This is a genomic window from Paenibacillus cymbidii (genome assembly GCF_004764705.1).
Taxonomy (GTDB): Bacteria; Bacillota; Bacilli; order Paenibacillales; family NBRC-103111; genus Paenibacillus_AN; species Paenibacillus_AN cymbidii.
In genome coordinates this window covers 26,954-43,792 of the sequence record NZ_SHLX01000017.1, presented here as the reverse complement: position 1 = coordinate 43,792, position 16,839 = coordinate 26,954, and the positions used below count along the sequence as shown (strand labels likewise).

Genomic DNA, 16,839 nt, shown 5'->3' with positions numbered 1-16,839 from the left:
CAGCTTTGGCCTGCGTTCCTTGTCTGTTCGAGCAGAAGACGGGATGAGTTTGGTAATTCTGCAGCTTGTTGAACGAGGAACCCTCTGATTTTGGAAATTCAATGATTCATTCTATCTAGCTTCTTGCCCTCCCCACATAGGGATAAATCGGATCTTTTAATTCGAAGTCATACGTATTTCCATTCACGATGCCAACAACTTTTTCGCTATCATAAAGCTCCAGCATAAATCCCGCCATTTCTTTTGCAGTATGAAATTTGGGAACTACTCCCTCGTAATGAAACACTTCCAAATCCAAAGCGCGTTTAATGAATTCAGTCGCAGTTGCGGCAGGAGCCAAGACTTTTGCTCGCAATGCGGCTCCTCTTTCTTTCAATTCTTGCGCAACACCTTCCGTAAAGGCACTTGCATAGAACTTTGTCGCGCAGTAGGCTACGGAATTGCCGACCATCTGGTATCCTCCTCCCGAAGAAACATTGATGATTTGCGTCCCTTCAACATCAGCATAATCACGAACATAAAGAGAAGTCAGAACGGTTAAAGCGTCGATATTCAAGTGAAGCATCGTCGTAACTTTATTTAAATTTTGTTCCCCAACGGAAGCAAAGCTTCCGGAGCCCGCATTATTGATCCAGGTTTCGATCGGATAAGCCTCAAGACTCTCGTAAAATGCGTAAACATTAGCGGTAACGGACAAGTCAACCGTTCGAATGACAACATCCAGGTCCGGGTTAAGATCAGCCACCTTAGATTGTAATTGTTCCAATTCTTCCGTCCTGCGAGCGGCCAGGATCAAGTTTTTCCCACGGGCCGCAAAAGCAAGAGCCGCCGCATACCCGATTCCCGAGCTGGCCCCCGTAATTACTGTGTATTTCATATTCGTTCCTCCTGAATTATAATCCATTGCTTTGTTTCGATTCCTTCAATTGAGCTACTCCACAAAGAAACTCCGGATGTAAAATTCCTGTTGCTTGCGCATATAATCCGAGGCTTTTCTCATCATCTCGGCAAAGAGCCGGCTTTCATCCTCTCCAAGATGATTGACGAGATCAACAAACATCGTAAGTCGGGCCTCATTAATACGTTGTATATATGTTTTACCTTTATCCGTAAGCCGGATTCTGACTACTCGCCGATCGGCAGAATCGGCATGACGCTCGACAAGCTCCTGTGCCTCCAGACTGTTGATATGCTGCGTTATCGTTGGCGAAGTAACATTAAGTTTTCCGCTTATTTCCGAAACCATCAATCCCGGACCGTCATCCTTGACATTCATGCTGATGAAATAGAGAACCATGATCTCGCCCGGCTTCTGATTGTACACCGCGCGATTCTGCATCATGTTTCCGCTGACTTGCGATTGAAAGTACGCTTCCATTAACTGCCTTGCAATTTCCTTCTGTTCATTCGACAATTCCTTCACTCCTTCCATTATTTCCGAAAACACATAGCTTTCCGAATTATTCGGCTAACAATTAAATTGGTAACCTAAGTATATGGCAGTGAAAGCGGATGGTCAACTAATTGTTGTCGCTCGGGTCTCCTGCAACTGATCCACCTGCTGAACCGGAACAAGACGCCAAAAAGGGCCGCAACAGCCCGCCTTCCGGCAACCTGCCACAGCCCCCAAACCCGCGTCCGAAACGGCCTCTAAGCTCTTACTCTTCCCCCGTCGCCACCGGGTTCCCCTCATACGAAATCCAATCGCTCCAGCTGCCGCCATACAGCTTCACATCGTCGTAGCCGGCCATCTTCAGCGCCAGCACGTTCGGGCAAGCCGTGACGCCGGAGCCGCAGTAGACGATGATTTCGTCCGCGCCGTCCACCAGCGGCGCCAACTGCTCGCGCTGCGCCGCGGCCGGCTGCCACAAGCCGTCCGCGCCAAGGCGATCCTTCCAGAACGCGTTGACCGCGCCCGGAATGTGCCCCGCCACGCGATCGATCGGCTCCGCCTCGCCCCGGTAACGCGGCGCTTCCCGCGAGTCGATCAGCACCGTGCCCGGCCGGCCGAGCCGCTCCTTCACTTCGTCCATGCTGACGAGCAGCCGGCTGCGCACATGCGGCTTAAACGACCGCTGCGCCGGCTGCGGCACGACGTCCGTAACGGGCAAGCCCGCTTCGTTCCACTTCGTGAAGCCGCCGTCCATCACGACCGTCTGGTCATGCCCGAGAAAATGCATCATCCACCAGAAGCGCGACGCCATCGCCCCGCCCTGATCGTCATAGGCGATCACGGTTGACGTATCCGCCACGCCCGCCTTCCACAGCTTCAGCGTAAACGTGCCGAGATCCGGCAGCGGATGGCGCCCGCCATGCTCCGTCACCGGCCCGGACATATCCTGCTCCAGGTCGATATAAACCGCGCCGGGCAAATGACCGGCCGCGTAAGCTTCCCGTCCCGCATCCGGATTCCCGAGGATAAACCGGCAATCGACGACCACAACGTCCGCATTCCCCAACCGCTGCCGAACCCACTCCATGCTGACGATCGTTTCCATGCGATCATCTCCTGCCTTTTTTCCCCATTATACCACGGCCCTTGTCCAAAAAGGTACCGAAACGGCTCAGTAGCTGATCAGCGCCGCCATCAGCAGGCCGGTCGCCATGCTCAGCCGCGAAGCGAACAAGGCCACGCCGACGTTGCCGCCGCGGATTTCCTTGACGACGCTGAACGGCGTCGCCAGCTCGAACAAGTAGAACACGATTACTTGGAAAATCGCGCCGATCACGCCCCACACGATCAAATCCATGATGCCGACCGAATGATAAATCGCGGAGGCGAGCACCAACGCGAGGCCGATGATTTTGCCGCCGAGGTCGTGGGCCGCCGATTTGGCGATCGCCTGCTTGCGCGGATCGTTCACATCCGAGCCTTCGCGAATCATTCGGTACTCGTTGTACGGCGTCGTCACCATAAAGACGAACAGCCCGAACAGCAGCAACGGCACCGTCACGCCCAAATAAATCAGAAAATCGCCAATATGCGTCCATTGCTCGCTCATCGCGCCGGATCTCTCCTCTACAACCACATATGAACCTTGTCAAAACAAGCTACTCCCGCACCGCTACCGGCAAATAACACGACAGGTTGCCGGTAATCGGCCCGCCGACACGCGCGACGACGGCCGAAGCACGCCCGCCCATCAGGAACGAGCCCCACAGCAGCCGCCCTTCGTACGGCCCGGTCAACTTCTCCACCCGCACCGGCGGCAGCTCGACCAACTGCTGATACACCATTGGCTGCTCCCAGTAAAATTCCTCGGCATCCCGCGCCAGCTCCTGCCCATCTGCGCGATACAGCGTCACCCCGCCGCCTTCGCGGCCGAGAATCGGCTTCGTCACATAAGGCACGCGCCCTTCGAACCGATTCTCCAAATACGTCGGGAGCATATAGCGTCGAATCGCTTCATGCTCCTCTGCCGTGAAGAAATCTCCCGCCTCGTGCATCCCCCAGATCACCGCCTGCAGCGCCTTCGACTGGGCGAGAAACGCCGACGGCGGGTTGATGATCGCAACCCTGCATTGGGCGATCAGTTCCAGCACATGCGCGCCGGTCGGGTAGCCATCCTCGTCCTTGTCTTCGGCCAGCTTCTCGATCGCGTGCAGCCGGTACAGCAGGTCAATCGGCGTATGTACGCCGTCCTTCAGCTCATGCAAACGCTCCTCGTACACGCGCAAATCTTCCAGCGCGACGAACGACGCCCCGGCGAGCCCGGATTGCCGCATCAGATACCGCGCGGTCTGCGCGTCCTCGTCGTGCCAGCCGAGCGCGCTGAACCGCACGCTGCCGATCGGGCCGCCTGCCGCCGCATAGGCGCGAGCCGCCGTCCCGAAGGCAGCCGCAATATGCGCGGCCATGCCGGCGTTCGGGTCGCGTCGTCCGCAAGCGGCGCAGACGCGGCCGTTCACCAGGTACGCCTCGACAATGCCCGTCGGCGTGTCGCTGTTGAACTCGAGCATCTTCACGCCCTCCGCCGTCGCGGCAAAATCGAACCGGCCGACAACCGTCGGCCACATCTCCAGCCCCGGCACCCGCAGGCGCACCGCGCCGAGCGCCGCTTCCGGCACCCCAAGCGCCAGCAGCAGCTCGTCGCCGGCGCTGCCTTGCAGCACATCGACCGCCCGGCGAAAAACGCCGCCGAGCCGTTCGGTCGCTTCCGCCAGCTCGCGCAGCAGCTCCTCCGGCGCTTCGTAGATCGAAGCGAGCGCATACTCCTCGCCGTACATAAAGTCCCACGTAAACTCGCCTTCCGCCCGCAGCGGCCCGTAAATGCGCTCCCGATGGGCGGCATAACCGGCATCTACGGCGCCCCCGGCGTTCGCGCCTTGCTTGTCGCCGGCCATCAGCTGCTGCTCGACCCGCTCGAGCTGCCGATGCCGCCTTTGGAGCCCGACGACACGCCGTTCGAGCTGACGCCCGACTTGCTGTTGAACGACCCGCTCGACTCGCTCGTCGACGGCTTGCTTACGCCGCCGGAGCTGCTCCCCGGCGGATTCGCCTGGCTCACTCCGCCGCTGCTAGCGACGCCGTTTGTGCTGCCGCCCCCGGCCGGACGCGAGCCGCGGTAGTACATATAATTGCCGCCGCTCGAGCCGTAGTAGCCGCCGACATAACTGCCGTCATCGTCGCAATAGCCGTCCTTGTTGTTGTCGTAGCAGCGCTCGCCGTTCGAGCCGACGCTCTTGCCGGTTGCGCACCCGGCCGAGCCGACCGCCAGCGCCGCGGACAGAAACATCGTCACCAGCAGCTTCGTCTTGCCGCTGCCCGCCGCCGTTTCCACCGGCGCCGCCGCGCGCGGAACGTCCTTCTCCCGGCCGTCCTCATTCAATTTCTTCGTCCTCCTTCACATACAGCACGTAAAGCTTGCGGTCTTCGTCCACTTCCGTCGACGAGCGTACCCATTCCTTGTCGCCAATCGTCACATAATCGCTTTGCAAGTACAGCAGGACGTCATAAAGATCGGCATAATCCCGCGTATGAAGCAAGGGATATTCCATCCATTCCTCGCCGAACTGGCGAATTTCCAGCCGCACCCCGTTCCAGTGGGACGTTCCTCTCGCTTCGACGCCCGCTTTTTCATCGTCTGCTTCCGTCACGTAAATCACATACACATCCGGCTCCGTCGCACAAGAAGCGAGCGCGTACACGCGTTTGTCCTTGACAAAATATTCGCAAGCGAACCGCAGCGCGATTTCTTTCTTGTCAACGCGGTCGTATTCGTACAAGACGGGATATTCCGCTTCTTCGTCCAGCAGCCGGTATTCCAATCGGGCCAATGGCCGCACCTCCCTGAGCGATCGAGTCTGCACCGTTATACGCGGTTGCCGCCGATACGTTTCCTTCCCTTTACAAATTCGCCGCAGGCTGGCGCAGCTCCTGCCCGGACGCCCATTGCCGAAACGCCTTGCCGTTTGCATCGTATGTAGTGGCAATACAAACGAATGGGAGGAATGCTCTCGTGTCAGAATCAGACATTCGTGCGGTGCCGGACCGGCCGCCAGGCGCGCCGCAGTTGCCCAAGGGACTGCTGAAAAAAATAGTGATCGGCGCCGCGGCGGTTGTGGTCATCCTTTATGGATCGACGATGTTTTATACCGTGCAGGAGCAGGAGCGGGCCGCCGTTCTTACGTTCGGCAAGCTGACCGGCGAACAAACAGCCGGGCTCCACGTCAAATTTCCGTACCCGATCCAGCAGATCGTCAAAGTGCCGGCGCTCATGACCCAGCGCATCCACATCGGCTACCGCGAGGAAGAAAACGGCAAAATCCGCTCCGTACCGGAAGAAGCGCTGATGATCACCGGCGACGAAAACATCGTCTCCGCCGACGCCGTCGTCGAATGGCGGGTCGACAACGTCGGTCAGTATTTGTACAACATCGACAAGCCGGAAGTGTTCCTGCAGAACGCCGCCATCGCCGCCATCCGCTCCGTGATCGGCGCCACCAAGCTCGACACCGCGATCACCGACGGCAAAACGGAGGTGCAGCTCAAGGTCAAGGAGAAGCTCGACGAGCTGAACCGGAAGTACGAAACGGGCATCTTCATCCAGGACATCAAGTTCCAGGACATCGAACCGCCGGAAGGCGAAGTGCAGCAAGCGTTCAAGGACGTCACCAACGCCCGCGAGGAGAAGAACACGAAGATCAACAACGCCCGCAAGTACGAGAACGACCGGATCCCGAAAGCCCGCGGCGAAGCGCAGGCGCTGATCGAAAATGCCGAAGCGGTCAAAAAATCCCGCATTCTCGGCGCCGAAGGCGACGTGGCAAAATTCAACGCAATTTACGCGGAGTACCGCAACAACCCGAGCGTCACGCAAAGCCGGCTGGTGCTGGAAACGATTGAAAAGGTGTTCCCGAAAGCGAAAATTTTCATTAGCGACAGCTCCGGCGATACGGTGAAATATTTGCCGCTCACCGATTTGATGCGCAGCTCGCAGGCCGCAGGCGCGCCGAAAGGAGGAACAACGCCGTGAAAAAATGGCCGCTCTATACCGGACTTGCGATCGTAGCCGTCATTGTCGCCGCCAATTCGTTCTTCATCTCCAGGGAAGGGGAGTACCGGGTCGTCACCCGGTTCGGGGAGTTTACCCGCATTCACCAGTCGCCGGGGCTGCATCCGAAAATCCCGTTCGTCGAAAAAGTCGCCGCCCTGCCCAAATACCAGAAACTGTACGACAGCGCGCCGACGCCGATTTTGACCAAGGACAAGAAACCGATACTCGTCGACAATTACACCGTGTGGCGGATCGAAGATCCCGAGAAATTCCTCCGCACGCTGAAAACCGTCGCCTACGGAGAAAGCCGCATCGACGCCGCCGTCTACAACGTGGTGCGACGCAAGCTGTCGGAAACCGACTACGCCGAAATCATCAGCGAAAATACCGCGCGCGGCAACCTGAACGAGGAAGTGGCCAAAGAGGTGGCGACCGCCATGGCGGACAGCAACTTCGGCATCCGGATCGTCGACGTGCGCATCAAGCGCACCGACTTGCCGGAAGAAAACAAACAGAGCGTGTACAACCGGATGATTTCCGACCGCCAGTCGATTGCGGCCAGCTATTTGTCCGAAGGCGACGAGGAATCGCGCAAAATTACGGCCAAAGCCGACCGCGACGCTCAGGAGCTGAAAGCTCAAGCCGAATCCGACGCGAAAAAAATTGTCGCCACCGGCGAGCAGGAAGCCGCCCGTATTTATAACGAAGCTTACGGCAAGGATCCGGAGTTTTACAATATGTATCGCACGCTGGAGAGCTACCTGACCAGCTTCCAGGGAGAACCGGTGATCATGCTGCCGATCGACTCCCCTTACGCGAAACTGCTGGTTGGCTCGAAGTAACTTTTTCCGTATCACGCTCCCTGGCTGCGAATGGGCAGGGGGCGTTTGTTTTTGTGCTATACTGGGTGGAAAAGCAGGGAATGTGGGGAGGTTCTCATATGGAATACGATAAACCGGACAAAAAGAAGCCGCTTCCGCTGATCAAGGAGTCGGGCTGGACTGTCGAGGATTACTACAACATGCCGGATGACGGCAATCGCTACGAACTGGTTGACGGTAAGCTGGAACTGATGACATCGCCGCTGATCGAGCATCAATTGGTGAGCAAACAGTTGGAGAACACACTGACGAACAGTTGTGAAAACGAATATGTCATCCTGCACGCACCTGTCGATGTCGTTATCTCCCAGAAGGAAACACGGCAACCGGATATCCTTATGATCCACCGTTCGCGCCAACACATCATCGAGGTGCGCAATATCGTCGGCCCGCCCGATCTGGTCGTCGAGATCGTGTCGCCTTCCACCGTCAAGCGGGACCGTGTCGGCAAACTGCGCAGCTACGCCCGTTTTGGCGTGCCGGAATATTGGATCGTCGACCCGATGTACAAAACATTGGAGCAATATGTGCTCATCCAGGAAGGCGAACCTTACGTGCTGGAGCAATTTTATGAAAAAGAAGAAGTCGTGCGCTCCTCGCGCCTGCCATGTGTCAGCTTCCGCGTGTGCGATGGGCTGACTTATTTGCGGTGAAAGGATGAACGGCTTGCCTTCTTTTACCTTGTGCCCGTTAACCGAAGCGCACGGCAGCGCCATCTGTTCCTGGCGGTACGAGCCGCCGTATGACGTCTATAATTTCCCTTCGTGGGAAACGATGCTCGAACGCCGCGAACAATTCGCCGATCCGGCGATCCGCGACGAGCAGTTCGCCGCCGTCCTTGCCGCAGACGATGCCGCCGCGGGACTGGAGGCACCGGAGCTCGCAGGTTTCGCCCAGTTTTTCCCGCTGATCGGCGTGACCCGCATCGGGCTGGGTCTCCATCCCGCGTTGCGCGGACGCGGCTGGGGCGAAGCGTTCGTGCGCGCCATCGCGGACGAAGCGAAGCGGCGACAGCCGGACCATGACATCGATCTCGAAGTCGCCGTCTGGAACGAACGCGCCCGCCGCGTGTATGAACGGGCGGGCTTCGTCGTGACGGATCGTTATGTCGTGCAAACGCCAACCGGCGTCAATGAGGTTTACTGCATGGTTTATGAGCCTTGAACCGGCGGTGCAAGCGGAACGGAGGGAAGCGGTCTGCCTAGCCTCCAGCGGAGCCGGGCCGATGCTAGGGAAGGCTGGCCTGTGAGAGAGGATCGCCTATCATGGAGCAGACACGTTGTTTCATGCGCGCCATTCCCTCATCTGCCAACTCCCCCTTGCAAAATAGGCCATGTTTTCTTGCTTATTTCGCCAGAAACGGGCCGTTCAAGCGAAATAGCCAGTGATTTCACTGGCTATTTCGCTTGAAATGCCTATTTGAAGGCTATCACGGGCAAATAACCAGTGTTTTCACTGGCTATTTTCGTCGAGCCGGGCGATAGGGGGCAAATAGGCCATTTTTCATGGGCTATTTTGGTTGTTCGCCTCTGTTTTCGGATGGTTACCTGGGCCCCATGGATTAAACAAACTTGTTCAAGCTTCCGTCTCCCGCTTCGTCGCCGGCGCCTCCATTTTCTCCAGCCGCTTTCGGACGAGCGCGCCGCCTGTAGTATCCCCGGGCATCCGTTTCGCAATTTGCTCGTACAGCGCCCTTGCGTCCGCAGGCCGGCCGAAATGCCTCGCCATATCGCCAAGCGCCGCATCGGCGCGCCATAGCGGGATGTTGATGTCGGCCGACACGACGCCGCGGTACGACGCGCCCGCCTGCTTCGACAGCTGCAAGTTCCGCTCAGCCGCGCGGTACAAGTTCTGCGCCTTGCGGATCTGGATGCAGGCCAGATGGTACATCGTATCGGGGAAGCCCGGTTCGAGCGCCTGAGCTTCCAGACAACAAGCTTCCGCAGCATCCCAATCTTCCCGCGACTCATAAATCGATACGAGCAGCATCAAAATTTCCAGCCGCCGCGAAAATTTCGAATGCACTACCGCCAGCTCATCAGCGTGTTGCAAGTAAGCCAGTGCCTGGTCTGCGTCCCCCGTGCCCAGCGTTTCCCGGCCGCTGTACAGCCACCATGCAGGGTTGCCCGGATCTTCTTCCCGCATCATAGCCAGCAAGCGCAAATTGCGCTCCAGCTTCTGCTTGTCCTGCATGACGGCAGGCGAATACCCGTCGTGGTAGAAGCGAATCAACGCCATTTTGCCGGCAAGTGTCGTCTCGTATGCCCCTTGCTCCGAACCGATCTGCTCGTGCACGCGTCCCCAATACCGCAGGCCGCGCTTCATGGAAAACATCCGGCCTTTGGCATAATTGACCGCCTGCTTGTCCCCCATCTGCTCAAGAATGCCACATAGCACAATGGTTGGCACAGGCGACTCGTCGAAAATGCCGGCCACCTCGCGAACGTTCGCAATGTCCTCCGGCAGAAGCGTCTCGTCCGCATCGACCCAAATGACCCAGTCGCTTGCGATCAGGGGCAATCCGGCATTGCGTGCTGCCGCAAAATCATCCCGCCACGCAAACGATACCACTTTGGCATTCGGGAACGCACGCACGTACTCGGCCGTACCATCGGTCGACTCGCAGTCGACGACGATGATTTCGTCCACGGCGCCTTGCAGCGATTTCATGCAGCGGTCGATGCAGCGAATTTCGTTGCGGACCAGTAATGCGGCGGCTACTGTCACCTTCTTCACTTCCAACAGCGAAACGATATCGGCACGAAGATGCCCGCCCTTCGCCTTCGCCAGCTCGGCGTTGACGGCAGGCACCCAGCCAGCTTCAGGATCGAGCAGGTGCGCCCTGCGAAACACGCCGCGCGCCATTAACCCGTTGCCCTGTCGCAGCAGCGCCTCCCCCAAATACACCCACGCCTGGGCATCGTACGCGTTCTCGCGGATCAGTCCGATCGCCAGCCGTTCCGCCTCCAGGAAACGCGATTCTCGAAGCGCATCGGCAGCAAGATTGCGGGCGTCCATGCATGTCATTTCCTTATTCACCTAACTCGAACCAGCCAAACGGGCTTAGATGCCACAGCATACCCAGTACATCCATGCTTTCCGGATTCGTTGCGAACTGTTTGGCATACGTGAGCACCGAGCCTATGTTGTAGGCATAATCGGGAGTAATGTAGATCGGCTGCCGCGTCGACGATTTAATTACCGGCCCCGTTCCGTTGTCGGCTACCAAATAAGCGGAATACAATCCGGGAGCCAGCGAGGCGAGAGCGGATGGACCGAAACTGTACAAAGGACCTTCCAGCGCTTCTGCGGAAGGATAAATTCTGTCGTCCAATGCGTTGGCCGAAGCAATCGCTACCCCGGAAGGAACGAGGTACACGGTTCCGACTTCGCTGGCATAAATACCGAGATGCTCTCCTCCATTGCTGATGTAAAAGTAAGGTAGGTCGGGGTCATATTCGAATTCCACCCACGGTGAAATATGGACGGGGAACGTAGTGTACGTCGTCCAACCGTCGGAATCTCTTGCTTCGATGGTAATCGTTGTGGTGCCGGTAGTATTGGAAAAAAGCTCTATTTCTTTGATGCTGCATTCGTAGCTACAATAGCCGTCATCATATCCCAAATAGTTATCGTCAACATCAGCTGATTCATAATAATATTGATAGTCCTCCGCCTGCTCCGGCGACAAACCATCCGGCTTCAGGAACAGCTCGTCCATCCCAACCACTTTGGAATTCGTCATTTCGATCGTAGGCGCCGGCCCGGCAACGTTCACTTGAAACTGATCCGTCACGGAATTGTTGTCATTGTCCTTCGCGCTTAGCGTCACCGTTACCGTTCCGGCCGACATGCCAGCGTCAAGCTTCAAATAGCCGCATTCGACTCGAACGGACGTCCCGGAGGAGCCTCCGCTCGATGTAACATTGAACGAACTGTAGCTCAGATTGTTGTCCTCATCGCCAAATACGCTGGTGATACTAAACTCTAAATGCGAGCCGGCATGCACCTTCTTATCCGGTATGGCATGCACGACAGTCGGAGCCGCTGTCGTCCGTACGGAAAACGTATGCGTTTCGAAGCCGTTGGTGATGTCGAACGTGCTGACGTTGGAGGCATAGTAAGAAGACAACGACCCCATTCCAGCATTAAACGTAAAATCATTGCCTAACAGGCTGTAGGTGGCATTGGCAACCACATTCGACTGCGTAACCGACAGATTGGTCGCACCGGAGAAATAGCTCGCCAATGGAAATGTCTGCGATTGACCCTTAAGTACGTTATTCAGCGAAAACGTGTCGGCATACGCCGTGTCCGCCTGCGCAGCGAGTGCCAGCGGCGACAAAGCCATGGCGGCGGCCAGCACGCCTCCCGTTTTCACCAGTTTGCGGCTCCGCGATGACTGTTTCGGCTGGCCGGTTTGGTTTGGTTTCATTGCATTCACTCCTTCAAATAGGCCGTTCATTTTGCAAGACGACCCTCTCATTCCGATCCATCCTGCAAAATCCCAGGTTCGCACCCTTCATTATACCATGCTTCCTTTTGAAAAAGATGTGGCCGTTGTTACATTTTCCATAATAATGTCGAACCCGCTCGAACGGCGCGAAACGTCTCGCCACGCGGGTTTACGCGTTCGCGCAAGCGTAAAAACGATTTCGAAACAAGCGCAAGATCTGTTACAATAAAGAGATAGCTTGCGGAAGGTCGTGAACAATTCGCGCCATGCTGAAAATCAAACTCGCCAAGAACCGGCTCAGTTTTCTGATGGAAGCGATCGAATCGCTGTTCGATCCGGCAACGCTGGATCGCGGCTGGGAATATTACCATAAAGGACTCGTCGTCGGCCTCGACGTGACGGGAGCGACTCTTCACGCCTCGGTGCGCGGTACGAAAACATACCGGGTCGAGCTCGATCTCGACCGGTTCGAACGCAGCACCTGCACGTGCCCGCAAGGAGACTGGTGCAAACATATGGCGGCGGTGTTCTTCACCGCATATGCCGCGCACGGACGACCCGAGCTGCTGCTGATGCAGATGAAGCAAGCGATGGCCACGCGCCGGCGCGGCGCGCGCCTGCTCGAGAAGGCGTCGGCGCCGAAAGCGTCGTCCCAGCCCGAGCCGAACGGCGATCCGCGCGATTGGCAGCGCTATTTTGACCAGAAGTTCTACGGCTATTCGCTTGGGCACCAGCACTCGGTCGAGTCGTTCCAGGAAACGGCGGAGACGGAACTGCTGCAAGCCGCGGCCGGCTTTCCGGAAACGGTCAGGCGGCTCTACGAGCTGCACGCCATCCTGTTCATGCTGCGCAAGGTGGAGCAATTTTACGAGGACAACAAGTCCTCTTATTTGTCTTACCACTACGAGAACGGCTGCCGCGCGGTGGCGCGCAAGGGCTACGGCAAGCTGCAGGAAATTGCCGCCGCCATCGACGCCGGGCGCGCCGAACGCGAGTATCGGCCGCAGTGGGAGAGCACGATCGACTACGTTGGCGATATCGCGCTCCAGGGCAAAACCGATCCGGTCGAATGGTCCGGCATTTACCGCATGCTGTGGTGGTCGCTGTTCCGCCGCAGCGGACGGGAAGCGAAAGAGAAGCTCCGCGTGTCGAAGCTGCTGGAGCAGTCCGGCCTGACGCCGCGGAAGGAGGACGTGCTGCGGATTGCGCGCAGCCATTTCGATGTGATGGCCGGCGACGACGCGGCGGCGTTCAAACGGCTGGAGACGCTCCACGGGAGGAAACCGGCAGACTTCTATCCGGTGCTGGAGGAGCTTCACCGCCAGGCCGAATGGCCGCGCCTGCTCGAATGGCTGCGCTGGCTGCTGCCGGCGATGGCGAAAGCGCGTCAGGACGATTTTCAGCGGCTGTGCGCCTATTGGACGGAAGCGGCCGACCGGACGAACGCCGGGGAAGAATGGATGCGCGTCATGATGTCGCTGCTGCCGCGCAGCTACGCGCAATACGCGGATTTTCTGATCCGCACGGAACGCTACCGAATATGGATCGACCTGCAGCTGTCGAACCGGATCAGTCCGCTGCATCTGTTCGGCGGCCATCTGAAGGCGGTGGAAGCGGCAGACGGCGAGCTGCTGCTGCCGCTGTATCACCAATCGATCGAACGGACGATCCTGGAAAAGAACCGCGCCTCCTACAAAATGGCCGTCCGCCAGCTCAAGAAGCTGCATGCGCTTTACAAGAAGCTGAAGCAGCCCGGTCGCTGGGACGATTATATCCACCGGCTGGCCGCCAAATTCGCGCGCTTGCGGGCATTTCAGGAAGAGCTGGAGAAAGGAAAATGGCTGTCATGAGCATCGGAACGGACGAAAGCGGCAAAGCGGTCCCTGCGCCGGACACGGGGCAGACGATGCACGGCCAGGCCGCAACGGCAAGCGCGGACAAATTGATCGTCCACGCCATGTGGGCAAGGTCGGGCGAGCTGTTTCTGTGGGGCACGCGCGGCCGGGGCATGTCCACCGACGCTCTGGAGCTGAAGCACCAGTTGTTCGCCTGGCATGAGCCTTCCTTCTACGGCACGTTCATCGAAACGACCGAATGGATGAACAAGGAAGGAGCCTTGCTGCCGGCGGCGCTGGCGCTCGACTATTTCTGCGAAACGCCGCAGCTGCGGCATGCGCCGTTCGAATGGAGCCGCGAACTGGCCGCCCTGAAGCGTCTCGCGCCGGCCATCCGCGAAACGCTGCTCGCGGGACGCTGCATGCCGGATTACGAGCAATGGCTCAAAGGGCGCATCGCCTGGAAACCGCAGCTGCCGGAGGAACTGCACGAAGCGGCGACGCCGCTCGTACACGAGTGGACGGACATGCTCATCTCCGAATGGGTGCGCGAGCGGCCGGAGTTTGCCGAGGCGCTGCGCAAGCTGGAATCGACGCTGCCGCGGTTCGGGCTGAGCGGCGAAGCCGCCGCCCCGCCGGACGAGCGGGCAACAGAGCCGGCGACCGCGGGCGATGGCGCAGCCGGTGCCGGCGGCGCAACGGGACCAGGCGTGCCGGCGGCGACCGGACGGCCGTGGCTCGACGAGGACGACTGGCTCGTGCATATCGGCTGGCTCCGCGACCCCAGCCCGTTCCGCACCTGCCTGCAGCTGATCGAGCCGGAGGAAGGGCGCGAATGGCGCTTGCAGCTGCTGCTGCAGGACCGCCGCAACGACGACGCGCTGCTCGCCTGCAGCGCGCAGGGCGAACCCGAAGCCGGCGCCGAGCTGCCCGCCGGCTGGGAACCCCACCTCGCGCGCGTGGGCAAAGATGTGCAGCGATGGCTGCACATCTTGCCTTGGCTGCGCGAGGAAGCCGTGGCCGGCGCCGCGCCGGCGGAAGCCCCGCAAGCGCCGCCGCGCCTGCGCGAGTACCTCTCCCACGACGAAGCGTGGGAGTTTCTCGCGCACGGCAGCGTGCGGCTTGCGGAAGCGGGCTGCGCCGTCTTCCTGCCGGCCTGGTGGGAGCGGCTGCGCAGCGTCAAGCCGCGCCTGCGCGCCAAGCTTAAATCGACGGCCGCGGGCGGAACCCCGCAGACGATGTTCGGGCTGACGCAGATCATGCAATTCGATTGGAAGCTCGCGATCGACGACCTCGAGCTGAGCGAGGAAGAATTCCGCAAGCTGCTGGAGCAGAAGCGCAAGCTCGTTCACTTCCGCGGCCGCTGGATCCAGCTCGACCCGCGCCAGTTGGCCCAGATCGAACAAGCGATGAAGCAGGTCAAGAAGAAGCGCGGCATGACGCTGCGCGACGTGCTTGCCATTCATTTGAGCGGCTCGGGGGCGGGCGCGCTGCCGGAAGCGCCGGATGAATCGACCTTGCTGCAGGAACTGCAGTACGAAATCGAGCTGAACGACCATCTGCGGCATCTGGTCGACCAGCTCCGGCAGCAGGCGGACATCCCGCGCATCGAAACGCCGACAGGGTTTCGCGGCCACCTGCGCCCTTACCAGCTGGACGGCATCTCGTGGCTGCTGTTCCTGCGCCGCTTCGGACTCGGCGCCTGCCTGGCCGACGACATGGGCCTCGGCAAAACGATCCAGTGGATCACCTACCTGCTGGCCGTCAAGGAACGCGAACCGGACACCGGGCCTTCGCTGCTCGTCTGCCCGACATCCGTGCTCGGCAACTGGCAGAAGGAGCTGGAGCGGTTCTCGCCGTCGCTGCGCGTGCATTTGCACTACGGCAGCAACCGCCGCAAGGGCGAGGCGTTCGAAGCCGCCGCGGCGCAAGCCGATCTCGTGCTGACTTCGTATACGCTGTCTCACCTCGACGAGGAAGAGCTCGGCCGCGTCGAATGGCATTCGATCTGCCTCGACGAGGCGCAGAACATCAAAAACGCCTATACCAAGCAGGCCAGCAGCATCCGCAAGCTGAGCGGCGACCACCGCATCGCGCTTACCGGAACGCCGATGGAGAACCGGCTGACCGAGCTGTGGTCGATTTTCGATTTTCTCAACCCGGGCTATCTTGGTTCGCTTCGCGCCTTCTCGCACCGGTTCGTGCAGCCGATCGAAAAGACGAAAGACACCGCCGCCATCGCCCAGGTGCAGCGGCTCATCCGGCCGTTCCTGATGCGCCGGCTGAAGAGCGACCCGTCGATCCAGCTCGACCTGCCGGAGAAGAACGAGTCGAAGACATTCGTTTCGCTTTCGGCCGAGCAGGCTTCGCTCTACGAAAATTACATCCAGGACATGTTCTCGCGGCTGGAGAAGCTGACGGCGATGGAGCGCAGAGGGCTGATCCTGACGGCGCTCACCAAGCTGAAGCAGCTGTGCAACCATCCGGCGCTGCTGTACAAGGAGCCTGCGGCGCAAACCGCGACGCGGGGCGCCGGCGCCGGAAGCGACAAGCGGCGGCCCGAGCTGGCGATCGCCTGGAAAGGCCGCTCGAACAAGATCGAGCGCCTGCTCGACATGACCCGCGAGCTGCGCCAGGAAGGCGATCGTTGCCTCATCTTCACCCAATTCGTCGAAACGGGGCATATGCTGCAGTCGATTCTGCAGAAGGAGCTGGAAGAGACGGTGCTGTTCCTGCACGGCGGCGTGCCGAAGGCGGCGCGCGACGCCATGATCGAGCGGTTCCAGGACGCCTCCACCCCCCCGGAGGAGAGCGCCGGCATTTTCCTGCTGTCGCTGAAGGCGGGCGGCACCGGCCTCAACCTGACCGCGGCGAACCACGTGTTCCACTTCGACCGCTGGTGGAATCCCGCCGTCGAGCAGCAAGCGACCGACCGGGCGTTCCGCATCGGCCAGACCCGGCACGTGCAGGTGCACAAGTTCGTGACGCTCGGCACGCTGGAGGAGCGGATCGACGAAATGATCGAAAGCAAGATGGGCCTGACACAGCAAATTGTCGGCGGCGGCGAAAACTGGATCACCGAGCTGTCCACGGGCGAGCTGCGCGACTTGTTCGCGCTGCGGCGGGAGTGGATCGAGGGATAGTTTCGACGTTCCCGTCTTGCGATGGAA

The 16,839-nt window shown here is 59.3% G+C and carries 15 protein-coding genes; 6 read left to right on the top strand and 9 right to left on the bottom strand.

Annotated elements, in window-relative coordinates; genetic code table 11:
- Window positions 1–115: 115 nt before the first annotated feature.
- From EXY20_RS22315 to EXY20_RS22285, 7 genes are all read right to left on the bottom strand, one after another.
- A complete protein-coding gene (locus tag EXY20_RS22315; RefSeq protein ID WP_135554330.1) occupies window positions 116–877 on the bottom strand; it encodes an SDR family NAD(P)-dependent oxidoreductase in 762 nt (253 codons plus the stop codon).
- Window positions 878–931: 54 nt separating this feature from the next.
- Complete coding sequence (locus tag EXY20_RS22310; RefSeq protein ID WP_135554329.1) at window positions 932–1,414, bottom strand: MarR family winged helix-turn-helix transcriptional regulator; 483 nt, start codon at window positions 1,412–1,414, stop codon at window positions 932–934.
- A gap of 244 nt (window positions 1,415–1,658) precedes the next feature.
- Complete coding sequence (locus EXY20_RS22305) at window positions 1,659–2,498, bottom strand: sulfurtransferase (protein WP_135554328.1); 840 nt, start codon at window positions 2,496–2,498, stop codon at window positions 1,659–1,661.
- Between the two features lie 66 nt (window positions 2,499–2,564).
- Window positions 2,565–3,002, bottom strand: a complete 438-nt coding sequence (locus tag EXY20_RS22300) for a DUF350 domain-containing protein (protein WP_135554327.1) — start codon at window positions 3,000–3,002, stop codon at window positions 2,565–2,567.
- A gap of 49 nt (window positions 3,003–3,051) precedes the next feature.
- Window positions 3,052–4,344, bottom strand: a complete 1,293-nt coding sequence (locus tag EXY20_RS22295; protein ID WP_135554326.1) for a glutathionylspermidine synthase family protein — start codon at window positions 4,342–4,344, stop codon at window positions 3,052–3,054.
- On the bottom strand, window positions 4,344–4,829 hold the full coding sequence (locus tag EXY20_RS22290) for a hypothetical protein (protein WP_135554325.1): 486 nt from the start codon (window positions 4,827–4,829) through the stop codon (window positions 4,344–4,346). The genes EXY20_RS22295 and EXY20_RS22290 overlap by 1 nt, the downstream gene beginning before the upstream one ends.
- The gene (locus EXY20_RS22285; protein WP_135554324.1) at window positions 4,822–5,277 is read right to left on the bottom strand and encodes a hypothetical protein; all 456 of its coding nucleotides are present in this window, start codon (window positions 5,275–5,277) and stop codon (window positions 4,822–4,824) included. Before EXY20_RS22285 ends, EXY20_RS22290 begins: the two co-directional genes overlap by 8 nt.
- 182 nt (window positions 5,278–5,459) lie before the next feature.
- Between EXY20_RS22285 and hflK the strand changes: the two genes are divergently transcribed.
- The 4 genes from hflK to EXY20_RS22265 all read left to right on the top strand — a co-directional run bounded on the left by hflK (window position 5,460) and on the right by EXY20_RS22265 (window position 8,542).
- A complete protein-coding gene (gene hflK, locus EXY20_RS22280; protein WP_235886146.1) occupies window positions 5,460–6,476 on the top strand; it encodes an FtsH protease activity modulator HflK in 1,017 nt (338 codons plus the stop codon).
- The gene (gene hflC, locus EXY20_RS22275) at window positions 6,473–7,339 is read left to right on the top strand and encodes a protease modulator HflC (RefSeq protein WP_135554323.1); all 867 of its coding nucleotides are present in this window, start codon (window positions 6,473–6,475) and stop codon (window positions 7,337–7,339) included. Before hflK ends, hflC begins: the two co-directional genes overlap by 4 nt.
- A gap of 98 nt (window positions 7,340–7,437) precedes the next feature.
- The gene (locus EXY20_RS22270; RefSeq protein ID WP_135554322.1) at window positions 7,438–8,031 is read left to right on the top strand and encodes a Uma2 family endonuclease; all 594 of its coding nucleotides are present in this window, start codon (window positions 7,438–7,440) and stop codon (window positions 8,029–8,031) included.
- A gap of 4 nt (window positions 8,032–8,035) precedes the next feature.
- The gene (locus EXY20_RS22265) at window positions 8,036–8,542 is read left to right on the top strand and encodes a GNAT family N-acetyltransferase (protein WP_135554321.1); all 507 of its coding nucleotides are present in this window, start codon (window positions 8,036–8,038) and stop codon (window positions 8,540–8,542) included.
- A 411-nt stretch (window positions 8,543–8,953) separates the two neighbouring features.
- Here the strand turns inward: EXY20_RS22265 and EXY20_RS22260 are convergent, their stop codons facing one another.
- Both EXY20_RS22260 and EXY20_RS22255 read right to left on the bottom strand, forming a co-directional pair.
- Window positions 8,954–10,405, bottom strand: a complete 1,452-nt coding sequence (locus EXY20_RS22260; RefSeq protein ID WP_135554320.1) for a glycosyltransferase family 2 protein — start codon at window positions 10,403–10,405, stop codon at window positions 8,954–8,956.
- Between the two features lie 4 nt (window positions 10,406–10,409).
- Window positions 10,410–11,843: a hypothetical protein gene (locus EXY20_RS22255; protein ID WP_135554319.1), complete on the bottom strand. Its 1,434-nt coding sequence runs from the start codon at window positions 11,841–11,843 to the stop codon at window positions 10,410–10,412.
- A 257-nt stretch (window positions 11,844–12,100) separates the two neighbouring features.
- Between EXY20_RS22255 and EXY20_RS22250 the strand changes: the two genes are divergently transcribed.
- Entirely contained in the window at window positions 12,101–13,684 is a 1,584-nt protein-coding gene (locus tag EXY20_RS22250; RefSeq protein ID WP_135554318.1) for an SWIM zinc finger family protein, read from the top strand.
- Window positions 13,681–16,812 carry a DEAD/DEAH box helicase gene (locus tag EXY20_RS22245; RefSeq protein ID WP_235886145.1) on the top strand — a complete coding sequence of 1,044 codons (3,132 nt, stop codon included), beginning with the start codon at window positions 13,681–13,683 and terminating at the stop codon, window positions 16,810–16,812. Before EXY20_RS22250 ends, EXY20_RS22245 begins: the two co-directional genes overlap by 4 nt.
- Window positions 16,813–16,839 lie beyond the last annotated feature (27 nt).